Source organism: Streptomyces sp. NPDC058145 (assembly GCF_042884245.1).
GTDB lineage: Bacteria > Actinomycetota > Actinomycetes > Streptomycetales > Streptomycetaceae > Streptomyces.
Genome location: NZ_JBHVUH010000018.1, coordinates 112,757 through 129,367 on the forward strand (window position 1 = coordinate 112,757; position 16,611 = coordinate 129,367).

General features: G+C 67.6%; 17 protein-coding genes and 1 pseudogene. 4 read left to right on the forward strand and 14 right to left on the reverse strand.

Annotated elements, in window-relative coordinates; genetic code table 11:
* Window positions 1–819: 819 nt before the first annotated feature.
* The 3 genes from ACFVVO_RS33330 to ACFVVO_RS33340 all read right to left on the reverse strand — a co-directional run bounded on the left by ACFVVO_RS33330 (window position 820) and on the right by ACFVVO_RS33340 (window position 2,050).
* The gene (locus ACFVVO_RS33330; protein WP_390060003.1) at window positions 820–1,023 is read right to left on the reverse strand and encodes a DUF5999 family protein; all 204 of its coding nucleotides are present in this window, start codon (window positions 1,021–1,023) and stop codon (window positions 820–822) included.
* A 167-nt stretch (window positions 1,024–1,190) separates the two neighbouring features.
* Window positions 1,191–1,778, reverse strand: a complete 588-nt coding sequence (locus tag ACFVVO_RS33335) for a hypothetical protein (RefSeq protein ID WP_390060005.1) — start codon at window positions 1,776–1,778, stop codon at window positions 1,191–1,193.
* Entirely contained in the window at window positions 1,775–2,050 is a 276-nt protein-coding gene (locus tag ACFVVO_RS33340; RefSeq protein WP_390060006.1) for a hypothetical protein, read from the reverse strand. The genes ACFVVO_RS33335 and ACFVVO_RS33340 overlap by 4 nt, the downstream gene beginning before the upstream one ends.
* Before the next feature lie 643 nt (window positions 2,051–2,693).
* Here ACFVVO_RS33340 and ACFVVO_RS33345 point away from each other — a divergent pair.
* Window positions 2,694–4,082 carry a Tat pathway signal protein gene (locus ACFVVO_RS33345; protein WP_390060008.1) on the forward strand — a complete coding sequence of 463 codons (1,389 nt, stop codon included), beginning with the start codon at window positions 2,694–2,696 and terminating at the stop codon, window positions 4,080–4,082.
* A 31-nt stretch (window positions 4,083–4,113) separates the two neighbouring features.
* Entirely contained in the window at window positions 4,114–4,581 is a 468-nt protein-coding gene (locus ACFVVO_RS33350) for an SAM-dependent methyltransferase (protein WP_390060009.1), read from the forward strand.
* 9 nt (window positions 4,582–4,590) lie between these two features.
* Here ACFVVO_RS33350 and ACFVVO_RS33355 read toward each other — a convergent pair whose 3' ends face one another.
* Window positions 4,591–4,872: a hypothetical protein gene (locus ACFVVO_RS33355; RefSeq protein WP_390060011.1), complete on the reverse strand. Its 282-nt coding sequence runs from the start codon at window positions 4,870–4,872 to the stop codon at window positions 4,591–4,593.
* Between the two features lie 42 nt (window positions 4,873–4,914).
* Between ACFVVO_RS33355 and ACFVVO_RS33360 the strand changes: the two genes are divergently transcribed.
* On the forward strand, window positions 4,915–5,247 hold the full coding sequence (locus ACFVVO_RS33360; RefSeq protein WP_390060012.1) for a hypothetical protein: 333 nt from the start codon (window positions 4,915–4,917) through the stop codon (window positions 5,245–5,247).
* A 1-nt stretch (window position 5,248) separates the two neighbouring features.
* On the opposite strand, the gene ACFVVO_RS33365 is transcribed toward ACFVVO_RS33360, so the two are convergent.
* From ACFVVO_RS33365 to ACFVVO_RS33400, 8 genes and pseudogenes are all read right to left on the reverse strand, one after another.
* Complete coding sequence (locus ACFVVO_RS33365; RefSeq protein WP_390060076.1) at window positions 5,249–5,776, reverse strand: ATP/GTP-binding protein; 528 nt, start codon at window positions 5,774–5,776, stop codon at window positions 5,249–5,251.
* 49 nt (window positions 5,777–5,825) lie between these two features.
* A complete protein-coding gene (locus ACFVVO_RS33370) occupies window positions 5,826–6,263 on the reverse strand; it encodes a DUF742 domain-containing protein (protein ID WP_366912249.1) in 438 nt (145 codons plus the stop codon).
* Window positions 6,264–6,303: 40 nt separating this feature from the next.
* On the reverse strand, window positions 6,304–6,780 hold the full coding sequence (locus tag ACFVVO_RS33375) for a roadblock/LC7 domain-containing protein (protein WP_366912250.1): 477 nt from the start codon (window positions 6,778–6,780) through the stop codon (window positions 6,304–6,306).
* The gene (locus ACFVVO_RS33380) at window positions 6,777–9,257 is read right to left on the reverse strand and encodes an ATP-binding protein (protein WP_390060015.1); all 2,481 of its coding nucleotides are present in this window, start codon (window positions 9,255–9,257) and stop codon (window positions 6,777–6,779) included. The genes ACFVVO_RS33375 and ACFVVO_RS33380 overlap by 4 nt, the downstream gene beginning before the upstream one ends.
* 315 nt (window positions 9,258–9,572) lie before the next feature.
* A complete protein-coding gene (locus ACFVVO_RS33385; RefSeq protein ID WP_390060016.1) occupies window positions 9,573–11,147 on the reverse strand; it encodes an ABC transporter substrate-binding protein in 1,575 nt (524 codons plus the stop codon).
* 306 nt (window positions 11,148–11,453) lie between these two features.
* Window positions 11,454–11,682: pseudogene (locus ACFVVO_RS33390) on the reverse strand (IS5/IS1182 family transposase); the annotation flags it as partial.
* A gap of 209 nt (window positions 11,683–11,891) precedes the next feature.
* Window positions 11,892–12,092, reverse strand: coding sequence for a hypothetical protein (locus tag ACFVVO_RS33395; protein ID WP_390060017.1), 201 nt, complete (start codon window positions 12,090–12,092; stop codon window positions 11,892–11,894).
* A gap of 142 nt (window positions 12,093–12,234) precedes the next feature.
* On the reverse strand, window positions 12,235–12,393 hold the full coding sequence (locus ACFVVO_RS33400) for a hypothetical protein (protein WP_390060018.1): 159 nt from the start codon (window positions 12,391–12,393) through the stop codon (window positions 12,235–12,237).
* A 381-nt stretch (window positions 12,394–12,774) separates the two neighbouring features.
* Between ACFVVO_RS33400 and ACFVVO_RS33405 the strand changes: the two genes are divergently transcribed.
* Window positions 12,775–13,383: a CAP domain-containing protein gene (locus ACFVVO_RS33405; RefSeq protein WP_390060020.1), complete on the forward strand. Its 609-nt coding sequence runs from the start codon at window positions 12,775–12,777 to the stop codon at window positions 13,381–13,383.
* A 129-nt stretch (window positions 13,384–13,512) separates the two neighbouring features.
* Here ACFVVO_RS33405 and ACFVVO_RS33410 read toward each other — a convergent pair whose 3' ends face one another.
* Both ACFVVO_RS33410 and ltrA read right to left on the reverse strand, forming a co-directional pair.
* Window positions 13,513–14,718, reverse strand: coding sequence for an RNA-guided endonuclease InsQ/TnpB family protein (locus ACFVVO_RS33410; protein WP_390060077.1), 1,206 nt, complete (start codon window positions 14,716–14,718; stop codon window positions 13,513–13,515).
* A 104-nt stretch (window positions 14,719–14,822) separates the two neighbouring features.
* Complete coding sequence (gene ltrA, locus ACFVVO_RS33415) at window positions 14,823–16,574, reverse strand: group II intron reverse transcriptase/maturase (protein WP_390060021.1); 1,752 nt, start codon at window positions 16,572–16,574, stop codon at window positions 14,823–14,825.
* Window positions 16,575–16,611: the final 37 nt, after the last annotated feature.

Genomic DNA, 16,611 nt, shown 5'->3' on the forward strand with positions numbered 1-16,611 from the left:
CGCCGCAGAGGTGATTCCCGGCCACCGGCCCGAGGTGCCATGCCCCCACGTAGAACGTGCAGGGCCGCCTGTCCCAGGCCGGAGTCTTGCGCCGCCCCGGTGGTCGGGCTCGTACTCACCGACTCACCGAGGCGGCCGTTTAGAGGCGAGCTGTCGAGATCTCCCGTTCGAGGTCGACAACCGATACGCCGCGCAGCTCGCGCACGAGCTGCGAGGTGAGGAATCAGGGCCTGAGCAGGTGGTCCTTGTAGGGCAGCGGAATGTCCTTCACCTCGTCGCTCACCACCACGGGCACCGGCCGTAGATCAGCCCCCGTGGTGTAGAGCGTGCCGAGCACCCCGTAGAGGCGGGGAACACGTGCCCGTATCGCAACCGCGCCGTGCTTCAGCAGATGGGAGCACCGCTCGACCGCGATCGCGGCGCAGTCGAGGCAGAGGGGCGGCTGCCAGGTCAGGACTCCCTCGGGCCAATCCGGCGGCGTTGCGTCTCTTGGCCTCGTTGCGAGGAACAGGTAACCGCTGGCGGTGCGGCTGGCCGGCGAGACGATGCAGACCTGACACCGTAGGCCCTGCATCGTCTCGCGCTGCCGAGACGGATGTACCAGGCCCCATCGTGGAGACCCGACCGGCCAGCCGTCCTCGCGGGGTTGCGAGGACCGGGCCCTGAGAACTCCTTGGTCGTCCCGATCATCCGGTGCCTCGTCCAAGTAGCACAGCCTTCCGCCGTCGGGCCGGAGGCCGAGCATGGCCGCAACTTCGGGTTCCTCGCCACGGCGGGCGGTGACGTATGGGACGACGGCGGACCACGGCGCAGAGAGGGTCATGCCGCAACCCCCACCGCGGGTGAGAGCGGGCGGTTCGGTGCGGTGATCCGCCCGTCCGGCAGCAACTCGCCGGTGTCCTCGAAGAGGAGGACTACGTTGCAAAGCAGCGTCCAGCCCTGCGCCGGTTGCTGGGTTGCGGCACGAGCGGCTTCACGATCCGTAGCATCTGCTGGCGGACACGGTGGTTGGTGCTGGCACATGGGATTCCTCATCGACAGGGAGGTCTGGGTCGTGGAGCCGTGATGCCCGCTCCCTGATTCCTCTACGGTCGAGGCCATGCTGCCGAGACCGGGGGAAATGACAGCCTCGGCAGCAGGGAGCTAGTGCCGCGTGCGGAGAGGACGGGGCGCCTCGCCGTACGCGGAGATCACGAGATGTCGTTCAGTACCGAGCTCAGGAGCGTTTCGTGCGGCACGGGGCCGGGCTGGAACTGGTTGAGGTGATCCCGCAGCGGCCCAGAAGGCACGAGGCGGTCGCTGCGGCAGCGCCTCAGCCAGTACGGACCGGGCGGCTCGCTCTGATCCAGCGGAGGGAGCGCGAGCTGATGCGGCCTGCCGAGGCACATCGCGAAGCGGTGGGGCGCCCATCGGTCACCGGTCCCAGGCGGAACGAGCCAGATCAGCCAGCCACGCTGGGGATCCTCGATGACGGGGCCACATGCGTCCGGGGCGTCGCCCGGGGACCGGTGGATCTCGTCCATGAGTCTCACCAGCCCGTATGCGGCGGGACCGCTCGCGGTGACGACGATGTCGAAGTACTGACCGCCCAGCGGAATCGTGAGCTGCTGTCCCGTCGAGAGAGCCATCAGGCGCCGGATGCGGTCGGCCAAAGTGCCCATGTCCGCAGCCGGCTCGCGGTGCACACCCGTCAACAGCGGTTCGTTGAAATGGACCTCCGGCGCGGGGCGGCGCTGGTCGACCTTGGAATGACGGCGGGGCAGTTGCGTCGTCGTCATGCCGAGACCTCCGGAACTGCCCCGGCCAGCCGGGCTTGAACGGCCTTGCCCATCACCAGGCCGTTCACGTCCCGCCAACGGCGAAAGGCGAGTTCGGCCCCGGCCTCCTGCACACACCACAGGCCGCGGGGCTTTTCGCCCTCACCGGCAGGTTGCCAGGCCAACGCGGCGAAGAAGCCGGGGAACTCCGGCATCGGGTCATCGACCTCGACCAGCAGCTGGCCGGCGGAGTCGACGTACAGATGCACCTGGATCGTGTCGGTCTCGTCCACGGGAGTGTGCCTGACCGCGTTGTCCACGAGCTTCTCCACGATCCGGGCTGCGTCCTCTACATCGCCCGTCCACCGGGCCACGGTGAGGCGGGTACGAGCGAGAGGCAGGGCGTTCCTGCCAGCGGCGGCGGGCGCAGTAACGCTTCCGTCCCACATGCACACCAGTTCGTCAGGCACCTTGAGGGGGAGCCGTAACAGCTTGGGCTCGGACTCCTCCTTGACGCTGTCGGGACGCTGCGTGGGCACAGAGGTGGACGGCACAGATCTGGTGCTGAACGCGGCGGTGAGTGCGGGGTAGTGCGGGGACGGGTTCACGGGGACTCCCTGTTTCATGGCTGGGGGCTCCGGCGCCCAGAGGGCTGGGCAGCTCAGCAATCGGCGCCCCATACGCGAGCCACGTGGTGGTTACGAACAGCAAACCGCCTCCGGCTCGACCCGGGTACCCGCCAGAGGGAGCGCCGCTGCCAAACGTGACACAAGATCGTTTACTCACTTCCGGTCAACGGCGGCAAAGGCTGTCGGTTCAGTTCAGTGAATGTCGTCTGGGATGCAGCAATAGGTTTGGATTGCCACCTCATGTCGACGCGCGCCGAGCGCAGTTGACAAATCTGACTCAAGATCATCAGCAGGCGGGGGCCGCATCATGGCGCGCGAGCGGAACGAACGGTTCGAAGCGTTACTGAAGGATGCAGGCTGGTCACGGGCCCAGGCGGCGAGCGCCTTCGTGCGAATCGCAAATGAGAGCGGCCTGACCGACTACGCCCACATCGCTCGCCAGCATGTCCAGCACTGGGTGGCCGGACACGCCCCATCTGGTCAGGCCCCCATAATCATGTGCGAGGCGCTGTCCCGTCGCCTGAAGCGCATCATCACTCCTGCCGAAGCCGGGTTCACAGCACCTGACTCGCCGGCGCAGGGGGCGCTGGACTGGCGCGTCGATCCGCTGACCGCGCTGACCGACTTGGGGAGCACTGACTTGGATCCGGACAGGCGGAACCTACTGCGTGGAGGCGTGTACTCGGCCGCCGCCCTTGTTGTCCCCTCCGATGCCTGGTGGACCGAGATGGCAAGGGATCCGGCCAACTCGGAACAGAAGGGCTCCCAGCGCGTCGGCGGAGGCGACGTAGAGAACGTGCGCGAAATGACGTTGGCCTTCTCCCGTATGGACCAGCGCCGGGGCGGCGGGCACGGCCGGACCGCGCTCGTCGAGTACCTGCGCTCGGACGTCGCCCGCTATCTCGTAGGAACGTTCCCCAATGACCACGTCCGCCGCCAGATGTTCTCCGCCGCGGCAGAAGCGTCCTACCTCAGCGGCTGGATGGCTTTCGACAACGGCGAGCATGACATCGCCGAGCGGTATTTCGCTCTTGGACTGAAGCTGGCCGCCCGAGCCGCCGACGCTCCGCTCTCGGGCCACATCTTCCGTGCCATGGCGCATCAAGCCCTAGACCTGGGTCTGTTCAGCAAGGCCCTGGAGCTCTCGACGGCCTCAGTCGCTGGCCAGCGATATCAGTCCGCGACGCCACGAGAGCGGGCACTGCTCGGCGTTGTCCATTCCCGCTGTCTCGCTGCAACTGGACAGGACAAGACGGCGATGAAGACGCTGCTTCAGGCCGAAGACGACCACTGCAGTGCCCATGACGGCATCGAAGAGCCCGCCAGAACCTTCTTCTTCGGCGAGGCGTCACTGGCCCATGAGACGGCGTGCACCTTGCGCGACCTCAAGGACCATAAGGGGGCAATCAGCCAATTTAACCGCAGCGTCCGGACTCGCGAACCTGCATTCAAGAGGACGCACGCCGTGACGCTCGGATATCTCGGGGCAACACAGATTGCTACGGGCAATGTGGAAGAGGCGTGTGCAACCTGGTCCAAGGCCCTCGACGCTATGGAGGAAGGCGTCTACTCCGGCCGAGCTCGGCAGCGCGTCGTGGAGATGCGCTCCTTCCTCTCGCCGTACCGGCGGCGCGGCATCCCAGCCGCCGTCGAACTGGAAACCAGGGCAGCCGACTACCTGCGCACCGTAGATTGATCACGTTCGGCAGAGGGATGAGGAGGGCACTATGACTCTGCAGATCGAGCCCATCGGCACCGTTGTCGGTGGCCGAACGGAAGTCTCTGACGACAACTGGGGCGGCGTCGAGTGCATCATCCGCCTTGACCCGAAGTTCCCCCTCGAAGTCGTGAAGGGACTGGACAAATTCTCCCACCTGATCGTCACCTGGCACTTCAGCCAGGCGTCCCCGACTGACGTTGCTTTGCACGCACGCAGCCCCCGGAACAACCCTCGCTGGGAACCATCCGGCACGTTCGCGCATCGCAACCACCGACGCCCGAACCAACTCGCCACCAGCTTCCCCAGGTTGCTCAAGGTCGACGGCCTGGACCTCCATGTCACCGATTTGGACGCGGTCGACGGGACTCCCATCTACGATCTCGGCCCCTACTTCCAGGAGATGGGGCCTCAAGACGAGATCCACGAACCGGCCTGGCCCGGCGAGATGCTCAGCGAGTACTGGGCCGAGTCGTAACGGTTGCGATCACGTCATCCCGGAAGCCGCGCTCGTCGATCCGGTGAGATCCGGGCGCGGCCCGAAGGCACGACGGCAACGGGGGTGGGAGATCGGCCAATCCGCCGCGTCATCGACAGTACGCACCGTGCGGTTGGCCTTGTCGGGGTCTTGGTGGGTGGTCCAGCCGCAGTCCGCTCCGTCGAAGACCTCCACCGTGGTCACTCCGGCCTGGCGGGTTCGGTTGAGAGTGCCTGCGTTGTAGCCGACGGCCGACTTCGCGAGCGTGGCGGCCTCGGCCCACGCGCGCACCGGAACCCGCGCCCCATTGCGGTAGACGACGTACGTCAGCTTGTGCTTGGTGGCCAGCCGATTCGCGCGGCGGCCGCCTCGGCCAGTACCTCCGCAGACGGGTCCCGGACGCCACCGACGTTCCCCGCCACAGTCCTCGTTCAGCAGCGCGCCGCCGACCAGGCCCGCCGCACCGGCGCCGATGAGCGCGCCCGCACCGAATCGGCGCCCGCCCTGCTGCTGATGGTGGTCGTGGTGGTCTCCGTACGGCGGCTACGGCGCCGTACGACGCGGTCGCCGCTGGGTGCGGCGGGCGCAGCGGGCAGGCCAGCACGTGCCGCGGTGGAGACGGCCGTCACCGTCGCCGCCGCCGACCACCTGCGGACGGGCGTGTAGCCTACGCCTCCGCCCGCTTCAGCGCATGGTCGAGTACCACCAGCAGTGCGTCGAGCACCGAGCCCCGTTCTCGGGCGTCGAAGACGAACAGCGGGACGTGGTCGCTGACGTCCAGCGCCCAGCGCACCTCGTCAAGCTCGTGCGCGACCTCGCCGTCAAAGGCGTTGACGGCCACCGCGAACGGGATGTCCCGGTGCTCGAAGTAGTCGACCGCGGCGAAGCAGTCGTCGAGGCGGCGGGTGTCGACGATCACCAATCCGCCCAGGGCGCCCTCCACCAGGTAGTCCCACATGAAGCTGAAACGCTCCTGGCCGGGCGTCCCGAACAGGTACAGCTTCAGGGTGGGATCGAGGGTGATGCAGCCGAAGTCCATGGCGACCGTGGTGGTGGTCTTGTGAGGGGTGTGGCTGAGATCGTCCACGCCCGCCGCGACCTCGGTGATCGACGCCTCGGTGGTGAGCGGTTCGATCTCCGAGACTGACGCCACCGTCGTGGTCTTGCCGACGCCGAACCCGCCCGCGATCACCATCTTCACGGGAAGGGGCGGCCGTTCGGTCTCGTGTGGGACGCACGGTGCGTCAATCCCGTTGGCTGTCACGGTGTATCCCTTCGGATTCGGCGACGCCACGGAGACCATCGATCACCCTTTGCAGAACGGAGACGTCGCGGGAGGCATCGGCACTGGGCACGTATACGGCTAGGAGCGCATGGGCGCGCAGGTCGGCCGCGAGCACACGGACGACGTTCAGATGCAGGTGCAGCTTCGCGGCGACCTCGGCCAGCGACTGCGGCCGCCGGCATACGGCGACGATGTCGCGGTGTTCGAAGGCCAGGGTTTCGAGGGTGGCCAAGCCCAACGAGGTGGTCACGACCTGGGTCTCGATGGGGAGCGGCGCTACCGCGTCGCTGCCCGCAACCCTTCCCGCGGTCAGCAGGAACGGCCGGATCGCCGAAGGGCGGCCGGCGGATCCCGAACCGCCGGAGCCCGGGTGGTGCTGACCACCCTCGGACGCCATTCTGGGTCTTTCCTTCCTGCTGCATGTGGTGGCGGACGGTTCACCCGGTGGCCGGGGAACCGACGCTGTTCTTGAGCTCGAGGACCAGCTCGGGGCTGAGGGCCGCGCCCACCCGGTTGGCGAACAGGGTCATCTCGTAGGCGACGTTCCCCAGCTTCGCCTCGTTCGAGGTGACGACGCCGAGCACGGATCCGCTGCCGATCGCGGAGACGAGGAGATGGCCTCCTTCCAGATCAATGATCACCTTGTTGAGGGCGCCGAGGCCGTAGTTGCCCGAAGCGCCGGCGGCCAGGCTGGTGATTCCCGAGACGATCGCCGCGAGGCGCTCGGAGTCCGCGTGGTCGCACAGCCGCGAGACCGCTATCAGCAGACCGTCGGAGGAGACGGCGATGGCATCCACCACGCCCGCGGTCTCCGTCGCGAATCGGTTGAGCAGCCAGGTGAAGTCCTCTGCGGCGGCACGCAGGTCAACGGGCTCCACTGGGTTGGATTGAGTTCCACCTGTCGACGTGGTCACTGCCCCACTCCTTCCGGTCCCTTTGGGGATTCTGGTGATGCCGGCATCCGAGTCGGCTGTTGTCCCGGCTGCGCGCTCTCGCGCTCGGCCCGGGCCACCGCCTCCTCGAACTCTTCGATCGAGGAGCGGACCGCCTCCGCGTCGAGCGGCCGGCGCGACGTCGGCGTCGGCCGGCGTGCCGCCGCGGCGTTCTCGAGCGTGGCGCCGCGCACGCGGCGCCGTAGCGGCGGCGCGGCCGGTGCCGGGGTGAGTGCCTCGCCATCCGGGTGTTCCTGCGCCTGCGCTGCGGCCCTTTCGGCGGTGTTCGCGGACCGGGTTTCGGGGGGCGGACCGGCCGTGTGCGCGGTCCGCGGGACACGTCGCGGCAACGGTGCGGGCTCCTTCCCGGTGCTGTCCCGCGGTGCGCCATCCGCGGGGGTTCGCCGCGAGGGCTGGGGATGCTGCTGGGGAACGGCGGATGTGACGGCAGGCCCGGTGAGCGCTGGGGGCTTGGCGGGCCCCACGGGCCGACTCCGGGTGGGGAGGACCGACGAGGAAAAGTCCTCGCCCGCGAACACCGTGGGCACGTGGCTCAACGGCATGAGCAGCTTCGAGGGGATGAAGACCCTGCTGGTGACCCCACCGCCCATCGTCGCGGTCAACGTGACCCTGATGCCCCAGCGCCGGGCGATCCGGCCGACCACGAAGAGCCCGAGGACCTTGGTGGGGACAAGGTCGAGCCGCTCGCGGCGCACCAGCCGCTCGTTCTCCTCTTTCAGACGCTCGGCGCTCATGCCGAGCCCGTGGTCGACGACCTCGACCACCGCCGCCTCGCCCTGGGAGCGCACCCGCACCTCGACGGGGCTCTCGGCAGGGGAGAACGCCACCGCGTTCTCCATCAGCTCGGCGAGCATCAGGGTCAGATCGCCGACGATGTCGGGCGCGACGGTGACCTCGTCCAGCACACGCAGGTGGATCCGCTGGTACTCCTCGATCTGGGCGAGCGCGCCCCGTACGACGTTGGTCAGCGCCGTCGGCCGGGCCTCGAGAGCGGTCTCCGCCAGCCCGGCGAGCAGCATCAGACTGTCGGCATTGCGCTGCAGGCGCACCGCCAAGTGGTCGATGTGGTAGAGCTGGTCGAGCAGCGCGGGGTCCGTCTCCTCACGCTCGACCGCATCGATCAGCGCCAGCTGGCGCGCGGTCAGGTTGCCGACGCGCCGCCCGACGTTCCCGAACATCTCCGCCACATTGCGCCGGCTGAGCACCTGGCGCTGCAGCAGGGCGGCGGCCGCCTCCTGTACCTCGTTGAACGCCTCCGCCAGCGTGCCGATCTCGTCGCGTGCCCGCACCGGGACTGCGTTCAGCCTGAGCCGGCCGTCGTCCTCGGCCTCGTCGTCCGCCACCCGCGCGAGCTCCTGCCCGGTCGCCCTGGCCACCTGCTGGGCCGCCGCGGTCAGCATCCGCACGGGCCGCACGACGGAGCGCCGGACCAGGAGGGAGAGCAGCAGCCAGAAGGCGAAGATCAGCACCACCGCGGTCAGCAGCCACCCCACTCGCCACCAGGCCTCGGAAGAGGCCCGGTCGCCGTCGTCCGCGATCTGGTGGATCAGTGACCGGGTGATCTCCAGCCGGGTGGACGCCTGCTTCTCGTACGTCGGATACGCCGCGATGGCCTTGTCGACGGCCGCCCGCACCTCGTCGAGGTCCCTGGCCTCCAGGGAGGAGGGATCGAACTGGAGGGACGCGAACTCGGACCGGATGGCGTTCTGGTGCGCGTTGCGCTCGATCCGGGCCAGCCGGCCGCTCTGGGCCATCGAGGCGATCCGGCTGAAACGCTGGGCGTGGTGGTTGTAGAGCTGGAGGCTGCCCACCGCGCCGGTGAATTCCGTGAGCGCGCTGGAGTCGCCGGTCTGGGCGGAGAAGACACCGGTCTCGAACGCGGCATGCGCGGCGTCCGCGCGCAGCAGGGTGTCCAGGACGTTCTCGGGCGACGACACCGCACCGCCCGCGGATCCGCCGAGGCCGAGCCCGTCGATGAGGTTGGACACCATGGAGCCATAGGCCGGGTCGATGCTGTCGGCCGGGAGGTAGGCGCCTTCGACCGTCTTGCGCAGCCCGGTCAGCCCGGCGACGCCCCGCAACGCCCTGGTCTCCGCCGCGGGAAGGCGGGATCCGAACGCGGAGCGGACCTCGGCGACCTGGCGGTCGACGGCCCACTGGGCCCGGCGGTAGTCCCGCGGCGACGGCGCGGGCCCACCGGGCTCCGCGGCCTGGTAGCGCACCGAGAGCAGAATCGCCTGCTGATGCTCCCTCTGCAGGTCGTCGACGAGGGAGGCGACCTGCTCGCTGCTGCGGACGAGGGCTGCGGTGCGCGCCGCTGACTGCGCCTGTGCGACCTGGCCCGCGATGACGTAGGCGAGGATGGCGGCGACCACCGCGGCGGGGATGATCACCAGCACATTGAGCTTGCGCTGGAACGGCCAGCGGTCGAGGAACACGTCGGCCCTTCGCCGAACCCGCGCTCCCCGACGTGCCTGTTCCGCTGCTTCCACCTTGTGCGGGGACACCAAGCCTCCGGAACGATGTCGTACGGGCAAGCTGCTCTGTTGCCTGGGTGAGTTGCCGTGCTGATCTGTATCGCTTGTCCGAACGGGCGGAGACTACAGCCTTTTTGCCCGTGGGGTTCAAGCGTCGTGCAGAGAGAACGGTGACGATGGGCGTACCGGCCGGTCCGGGGCCGGGCCTTCGAGGAGCCCTGCGCTCGGGCGGCGGTCATTGCCCTGCCGGGCGGCGCCCGTGCACCGCTTCGGCCCTCAGCCGTCGACGGAGAAGTCGCGGAACCGGTAGTCGGACAAGGGGTGGCTGGGGGTCGGGACCAGTCCGCCGACCCCGGCCGCGTACGCGTCGACCTGGTTCTTGAAGCCCCAGACGATGTAGCCGCCGCGCTCGTACTCAATCTTCTGGGCCGCCTTGAGCAGTTCGTCGCGCTTGCCCTCGTCGAACTGGCCGCGGGCCTGGTTGACGAGGGAGACGAACTCCGGGTCCCTCCAGTGCGTTTCGTTGTAAGGGGCGCCCTTGATCGATCCCTGTTCCACCTGCGCCAGGTAGTTCCGCGTGAACCAGTAGTCCATGGCGAACGGCCAGCTCAGGTACTTGTCGCCGTAGAAGGTCGCGGAGTCGGTCTTGCGGACCCGCACCGTCACCCCGGCGCCCCTGGCCTGCTGGGCGAAGAGCTGCGCGGTCTCGACCGCGCCGATGCCGATGCCGTTGGAGGTGACCAGCTCCACGTTGAGCCCCTCGTGCCCGGCGGCTTTCAACAGGAATCTGGCCTTGTCGAGGTCCTGGACGCGCTGCGGCAGATCGTGGTTGTACGCCGGATCGAAGGGTGCGTAGATGTCGTTGCCGATGCGTCCCTGTCCTCTGAGCACCTGGCGGACCATCTGCGGCCGGTCGACGATCAGCCGCATCGCCTGGCGGACCCGCTCGTCGTCGAAGGGGCCGGTATCCAGGCGCATGGTCAGCGGGGTCCAGGCCCCGGGCTCCGAGATCAGGACCTTGCAGCCCTGGGCCTCGACCAGCTCCATCTGCTCGAGCGGCAGGTTGTCCATGGCGTCGATCTCCCGGCTGAGCAGCGCGTTGACCCTGGCCGTGTCGTCGGGGAAGTCGATGATGTGCAGTTGGTCGACATGGGCCGGGCGACGCCAGTAGTTGTCGAACCTGGTGAAGACGCTCTCGTCCCCGGGGGTGAAGGACTTGTAGACGAACGGGCCGGTGCCGATGGGTTTCCTGAGGTCGAAGTCCGCTGGGACGACAGCCATGACAGTCTGCGCGAGCAGGTCCTCCAGCAGGGCGTACGGAGTCTTCAGCGGGATCCGCACGGTCAGGGAGTCGATCCGCTTGAGGTCCGCGACGTCGACCACGGCGAGGCTGCTGGCCCCGGCGGCGGGCGCCTTGGGGTTCGCGATCCTGCGCAGGGAGGCGATGACGTCGTCGGCGTCCAGGGTCTTGCCGTTGTGGAACTCCACCCCGGAACGGAGCCTCAGCGTCCAGGCCCTGCCGTCCTTGGACGGCTCCATCGAGTCCGCGAGCAGGGGCTTGACGCGGTATCTCTCGTCATGGACAAACAGCCGCTCGAACAGGTTCACCGCCCGTGCGTGGTCGGGCCAGATGACGGGATTGTGAGGGTCGAGGGTGTCCTTTGCGCTGCCGCCGGTACAGCCGACGCGCAGGACGCCGCCCTTCTTCGGGGTCCTGACTCCCGAGTCGTCGCCGGACACGGAGCACCCCGGGAGCAGGCCCGCCGCAGCCGTGGCGAGCAGGCCGCCACCACCACGCAGGACGGTTCTTCGCCTCATCGCTCCGCTGGGGTTGTTTCCGTGCTCGCTCATGGGCAGGTGTCGCCTTCACATCAAGGCCGTTCTCATGGCGCGCTGACTGCTCGGATGACGCACAGCACCTCTGCAACGCGGGCAAAGGCCAGTCGGCCGGGCTTCGCGCACGCCACAGCCGACCGCCTCGCCAACGCGGTCATCGCCCCATTACGGATCGTCAGGAGGTTAGAACACATGCCCATCGAACACCCATCGAACATCGGGAAATGGTGCAAGAGATCGGGCCGGGTCTGCCGGACGGGGGTGGACCGGACCACGGCCGGGGATCTCAGCAGTTCACCGCGGCACCGCGCCGGTCACCGAATCGGTCAGCCCCTCCACGAACTGCGGCACCAGCACCAGCGCCGGCCCGGCAGGCGACCAGGCAGGCCGACCGCGCGCGGGGAAGGGATGCGTGAACTCCTCGTCGCGGAACAGCGGCCCAACTCGCCCAGCAGCCGGAGTGCCAGGCTTCCCCTCGGGAGCGCTGCCGCGCCACCGGCACCGTCTCCGCCGGGACTTCCCCGGGCCCGTGGGCCGAAACGACATCCACTCGCACCCCACACGACGACGTCGGCCTTCAAGACCACAACCAGGTCTCGAAGGCCGACGTCAGGCCGAAAAGGTGGAGCTGGTCGGGCTGCTCAGGCTGGTTCGTCGGCCCGGTTCGGCCGCGGCGCGGTCCACTCCGACTCGCCGGCTGGCGGCTCGTTGTTCGCTCCGCGTGGGACGTGCCACTACTCGGTTCCCCAGTGGCACCGCCTAGCTGATCACGAAGGGAGTCAGGGCCACCTCCACATCCCACGGCGTCGACGAGGGGGACCTCAGCACGAAGCTGTACTGGCGGCCGTCGGTATCGGGAACAGCTGCGGAGACGCAGCGCGGGTGGTTGGCCAGCAACTGAACGGCCTTCTTCACGATCGGCTTCCGTCGAGCCGCATAAATAAACAGCGGAAGCACCACGAAGCGGTCGTAGCGGGTCAGGTAGCCGAACAGCTGGCCAATGGCCTCGTGAGACTTCGAGGCACCCTTCCAGATTTTACCTCGCCGACGAGGACGTTACGGTCGTCGATCCGCAGCAGAAGATCGGTTTTCCCTGCGCCGTTCAGGCCTCATGGTCAGGCCGGCGCTCTCCGGCCTTGCGAATGCGCAGACTGTCGGTGATGTAGTAGCCGTCGTACTCGAAGTCACGGCGGATCCTGTCGAGCTCTTTCGCCCACTTCTGCTGGGGCGTCTCCTCCCCGGATCCGGGGTATCTCTCCACCTCGTTGCGGTAGGCCGCGGAGCATCCTCTCGAACACGGCTATGGCGCGGGTGACCTGTTCGGGGTCGCTCCAGGTTGCGGTGCTCGACCACCCGGATCACCAGCCTCGTCCAAGCCGTCCTCACCCTTCATCTGACCAGCTCAGAGTGAGGGTGGAAAAGGCTCACTGCCTAGGCGCAATGGGTCGTCGGCGGACCGGCCGGCGGCAGAGTCGTCGCCCGGCGGTCGTCTGCGGGAGAGCGGCTGCGGGCCAAAGCCAGGGAGCAGGACAAGCGCATCCGGGAGCGGCACGCCCGACCCGCAGCCTCGGATGGCGACGGGCCAGGGCCGGTGGCAGCCTGGATTACAACACCTTTCGTTTTCACAGGAGGTGGAGTGCCCGTGCGAAGCCACATATCGCGCACCGGAAGACTGCTGAGCACCGCCGCGGTCGCCGCCCTGTCGGCCACGCTCCTCCCTGCCGTCACGGCCTCGCCCGCGGCGGCCGTGACCTGCGACCAGGCCGCCGCCAATCGGGCCCCGACCGCCGGGACGGTCACCGAGGCGAGGAATGCCGTGATGTGCCTGATCAACGCGCAGCGCACACAGCGCGGGCTGCCTCCCCTGACCATCAACCAGGCCCTGACGAACGCGGCCCAGCAGCATGCCGTCGCGGCCGTCCAGCTGAAGTGGTGGGGAACGGGCCAGGACCCGCACCGCAACCCCCAAACAGGCTCGACACCGCAGAGCCGCATCCAGGCGGCCGGATACTGTCCCAACCCACGCTCGTGGGAGTTCAGTGAGATCACCTACACCGGGTGGGGTGGATCGGGAACTCCGCAGGCCGCCGTCAACTGGTGGATGAACAGCCCGGGTCACCGCGCTATCATCCTCAAACCGTCGCTGAGCGAGATGGGCCCGTGGGCCCAGCCCGGCTCGGCGGACCGGGCCGGGGCCTCGTCGTCCAGCGCCGGCACCTACGTCGTGACGTTCGGACGCTGTCAGCGGTGAACACCCATCGGCTATCGGCGACGAGGCGTTGGTCCGCTTCCGAGCGTCGTACGGAGCCGGCACGACCGCGGCGGGCGGGCGGCGGGGCGGGGGCGGCGCCCTGGAGCCGCTTTTGACATCCTCGCCCACCTAAAGGAGGGCGATTCCCGTCTGCCGCACCGTTGTCGGGTGCGGCTCCGGGCGGGTTCCCGCTTCGCCGCGCTGTGCGGGGACGGGTCCCCGTCTTACCTGCGCTCCACGGGCTGACACGGCCAGTCCGGCCGCCTTGGCGACGTTGACCGCCGCGTTGATGTCCCGGTCCAGGACGGCCCCGCATGCCCTGCACGTCCACACGCGGACGTGTAGGGGCTTGGGGCCGTCCTGGACGCCGCACCGCGAGCACACCTGGGAGGTCGGCTCGAACCGGCCGATCTTCACGAAGGTACGCCCGTACCGGGTCGCCTTGTACTCCAGCATGCCCACGAACGCCGACCATCCGGCGTCGTGCACGGACTTGGCCAGACGCGTGCGCGCGAGTCCCTTCACCGCCAGGTCCTCCACCGCGACCGCTTGGTTCTCGCGGATCAGCTTCATGGAGAGCTGGTGGTGGAACTCGCGGCGCGCGTCCGCGACCCGCGCGTGTGCCCGTGCGACGCGGATCCTGGCCTTGTCCCTGTTCCTGCTGCCTTTCTCCTTGCGGGAGAGGGCGCGCTGCGCCTTCTTCAAACGCTTCTCCGCCCGGCGCAGGAACCGCGGACTGTCGACCTTCCGGCCGTCGGAGAGGACCGCGAAGTGCCCGAGCCCCAAGTCGATGCCGACTTCTGGTGTCGCCTTTGGCAGCACCTCGCACGGGCCGGTCTGCACGACGAAGCTCGCGAAGTACCGGCCCGCCGAGTCCTGGACCACCGTCACCGTGGACGGCGTCGAGGGCAGCGTCCGCGACCACCTCACCCGCACGTCGCCGATCTTCGGCAGGCGCAGCTTCTGCCCGGGGGTGATGGACCAGCGGGCGTTCGCGGTGAACCGGACGGCCTGCCGGGTGTCCTTGCGGGACTTGTACCGGGGTGTGCCTACGCGCGGGCGCTTGCCCTTCAGGGCGTCGAAGAAGTTCCGGTACGCCGTATCCAGGTCCCTCAGGGACTGCTGGAGGACGACCGCCGACACCTCGCCGAGCCAGGTGCGCTCCGGGGTGTTCTTCGCCTCGGTGATGAGCTGCTTCGAAAGGTCCCCGGTCTTCGGGAACGGCAGCCCCTCGCTGCGGGCGGTCTCCCGGGCCCTGAGAGCGTCGTTGTAGACCACCCGTGCACACCCGAACGCCTTCGCTAACGCCGCGCGCTGAGCGGTGTTCGGGTACAGGTCGGGTAGCCGGGATGCATTACTGCATCCCGGCCCCCTCAGAACCGTGCGTGCACCTTTCAATGCACACGGCTCAAGCTCGCCCCATGGGCCAGCGCATTTCTTCAGTTGGCCCGCTTGCCGTCTTGAGCATGTAGCTGTCGATGGCATGCGGAGTGCACGAGACGGAGGTTGGTTCTCTCGTCGGAGCCGCCTTCTCGCCGGTAAACGAAGTGATGCTTGTTCAGCATCTTCTTCGACGCCGCGAACCAGTTGATCCACTCGCGCGGACTGTCCGGTTCGTACTCGGCTCCGGCGATAAGCGCCTGATTGCAGAGCGGGCACAGCCCCTTCTGCTTGTACGCCAGGGACAGGCTTACCTTGTCCATAGGCGGTGGCGTCTTCTTCCGGCGGCGTCCTTGCCAGTACTCGTTCAGGGATGGGTCGTCAGGAGACGCCGCACCCTTCACTTGTACGTGGCGGACAATTTTCGTCCATTTGAAATATGGAAGGTAGGCATCACTATTGCGATCCCCGAAAACCCATCTGTCATTTCTGGACTCGTTGAACCTGCCGAAGTGTCTGTTGGCAACCCAGACTCTCGACTTCCTCGGGTGGCTTCTTCGGGACCATTCCCACAGCAACTTCCACAAGTAGTGGTCGAGGCTGGCGAATACTCGCGAGGAGACCGCCTTCCGGTAGTACGCCGACCACCCTCGGATGATGGGGGTCAGCACCCTCAACACGCCTGCCGTGTTGGAGCCGTAAAGCCCCTTCACTTCTGTGCGCAGGGTCCGCCGGATTCTCTTGACGGCATCGGTACTCGGTTTGATAAGTAGCTTTCCATCGTAGCGACGGATGTTGAAGCCGAGGAAGTCAAACCCGTTCTCCACGTGGGTGATCCGGGTCTTTTCTTCGTTGAACCGTAGTCCTCTCGGCTCCAGCCACTCTGACAATTTCTCCTTGACCTGTTCCGCTGCCGACTTGCTGTGGCACATGACCACAAAATCGTCTGCGTACCGGATCAGGATCGGTGTCCCAGGGGCTGCCTTCGGCTCGTAGGACTTCGCCTCGGTTCCCCAGTACCGGCACCCTGCCGCCTCTTCCATCCCGTGGAGTGCCACGTTCATCAGCAGCGGACTGATCACTCCGCCTTGTGGAGTTCCCTCTTCGGTTGGCGTGAACCGCCCTTGTTCGACCACACCGGCTTTCAACCATGCCCGAATGAGGCTGCGGCCGGGGAATCCCCCGACCGCGTGCATCAGACGTGGGTGGTCGATGCGATCGAATGCCGCTGATAGATCCGCATCCAGGACCCAGAGGCGTTTGGCGTTCTTGCGTGCCGTTGCCCCGAAAATGGCCTCGATGGCGTCGTGACAGCCCCTTCCCGGTCGAAAACCGTACGACCGGGGTTCGAAACGAGCCTCCCACTCAGGCTCCAGTGCATTCTTGACGCGAGCCTGCATGGCCCGGTCTCGGATGGTGGGAATCCCTAGTGGTCGTTGTTTCCCATTGCTCTTCGGGATGTACACCCGCTTAACCGGCATGGCACGCCATGGCTTTTCGGCCTGATGGACCTCTGTTGCAAGATTCCATCGGGCCCCGGGCGTGACAGCCTTCTTCCTGTCGACGCCGGCGGTCTTGCGGCCAGTGCTCAGCTGAGTCACGCGTCTCACGCTGGTGAGCGTGTTGGAGTGGCTCCGTAGCATGAGCTTCTGAAGATTCCTGGCCTTGGGCCAGTCCTCTTCCTGCGCGGCCTTGAAGATCCGCTGTCTCAGTCGCCGTACCTCTCCCTCGCACTGGCTCCAGTCGATCTGGTGCCACAGCGTGGAAGCGTCCTCTGGTCCGTTCGCCGGGATGAGTGGCAGAGCAGACATGTCCACCGTCCCCCCGGTGTCTAACTTGTCCGTCGGT

Bases quoted from the DNA above. Each gene is read 5' to 3' on its own strand.
- ACFVVO_RS33330 (WP_390060003.1), bottom strand. From the start codon at position 1,023: ATGTGCCAGCACCAACCACCGTGTCCGCCAGCAGATGCTACGGATCGT.
- ACFVVO_RS33335 (WP_390060005.1), bottom strand. From the start codon at position 1,778: ATGACGACGACGCAACTGCCCCGCCGTCATTCCAAGGTCGACCAGCGC.
- ACFVVO_RS33345 (WP_390060008.1), top strand. From the start codon at position 2,694: ATGGCGCGCGAGCGGAACGAACGGTTCGAAGCGTTACTGAAGGATGCA.
- ACFVVO_RS33350 (WP_390060009.1), top strand. From the start codon at position 4,114: ATGACTCTGCAGATCGAGCCCATCGGCACCGTTGTCGGTGGCCGAACG.
- ACFVVO_RS33365 (WP_390060076.1), bottom strand. From the start codon at position 5,776: ATGGTGATCGCGGGCGGGTTCGGCGTCGGCAAGACCACGACGGTGGCG.
- ACFVVO_RS33370 (WP_366912249.1), bottom strand. From the start codon at position 6,263: ATGGCGTCCGAGGGTGGTCAGCACCACCCGGGCTCCGGCGGTTCGGGA.
- ACFVVO_RS33385 (WP_390060016.1), bottom strand. From the start codon at position 11,147: ATGAGCGAGCACGGAAACAACCCCAGCGGAGCGATGAGGCGAAGAACC.
- ltrA (WP_390060021.1), bottom strand. From the start codon at position 16,574: ATGTCTGCTCTGCCACTCATCCCGGCGAACGGACCAGAGGACGCTTCC.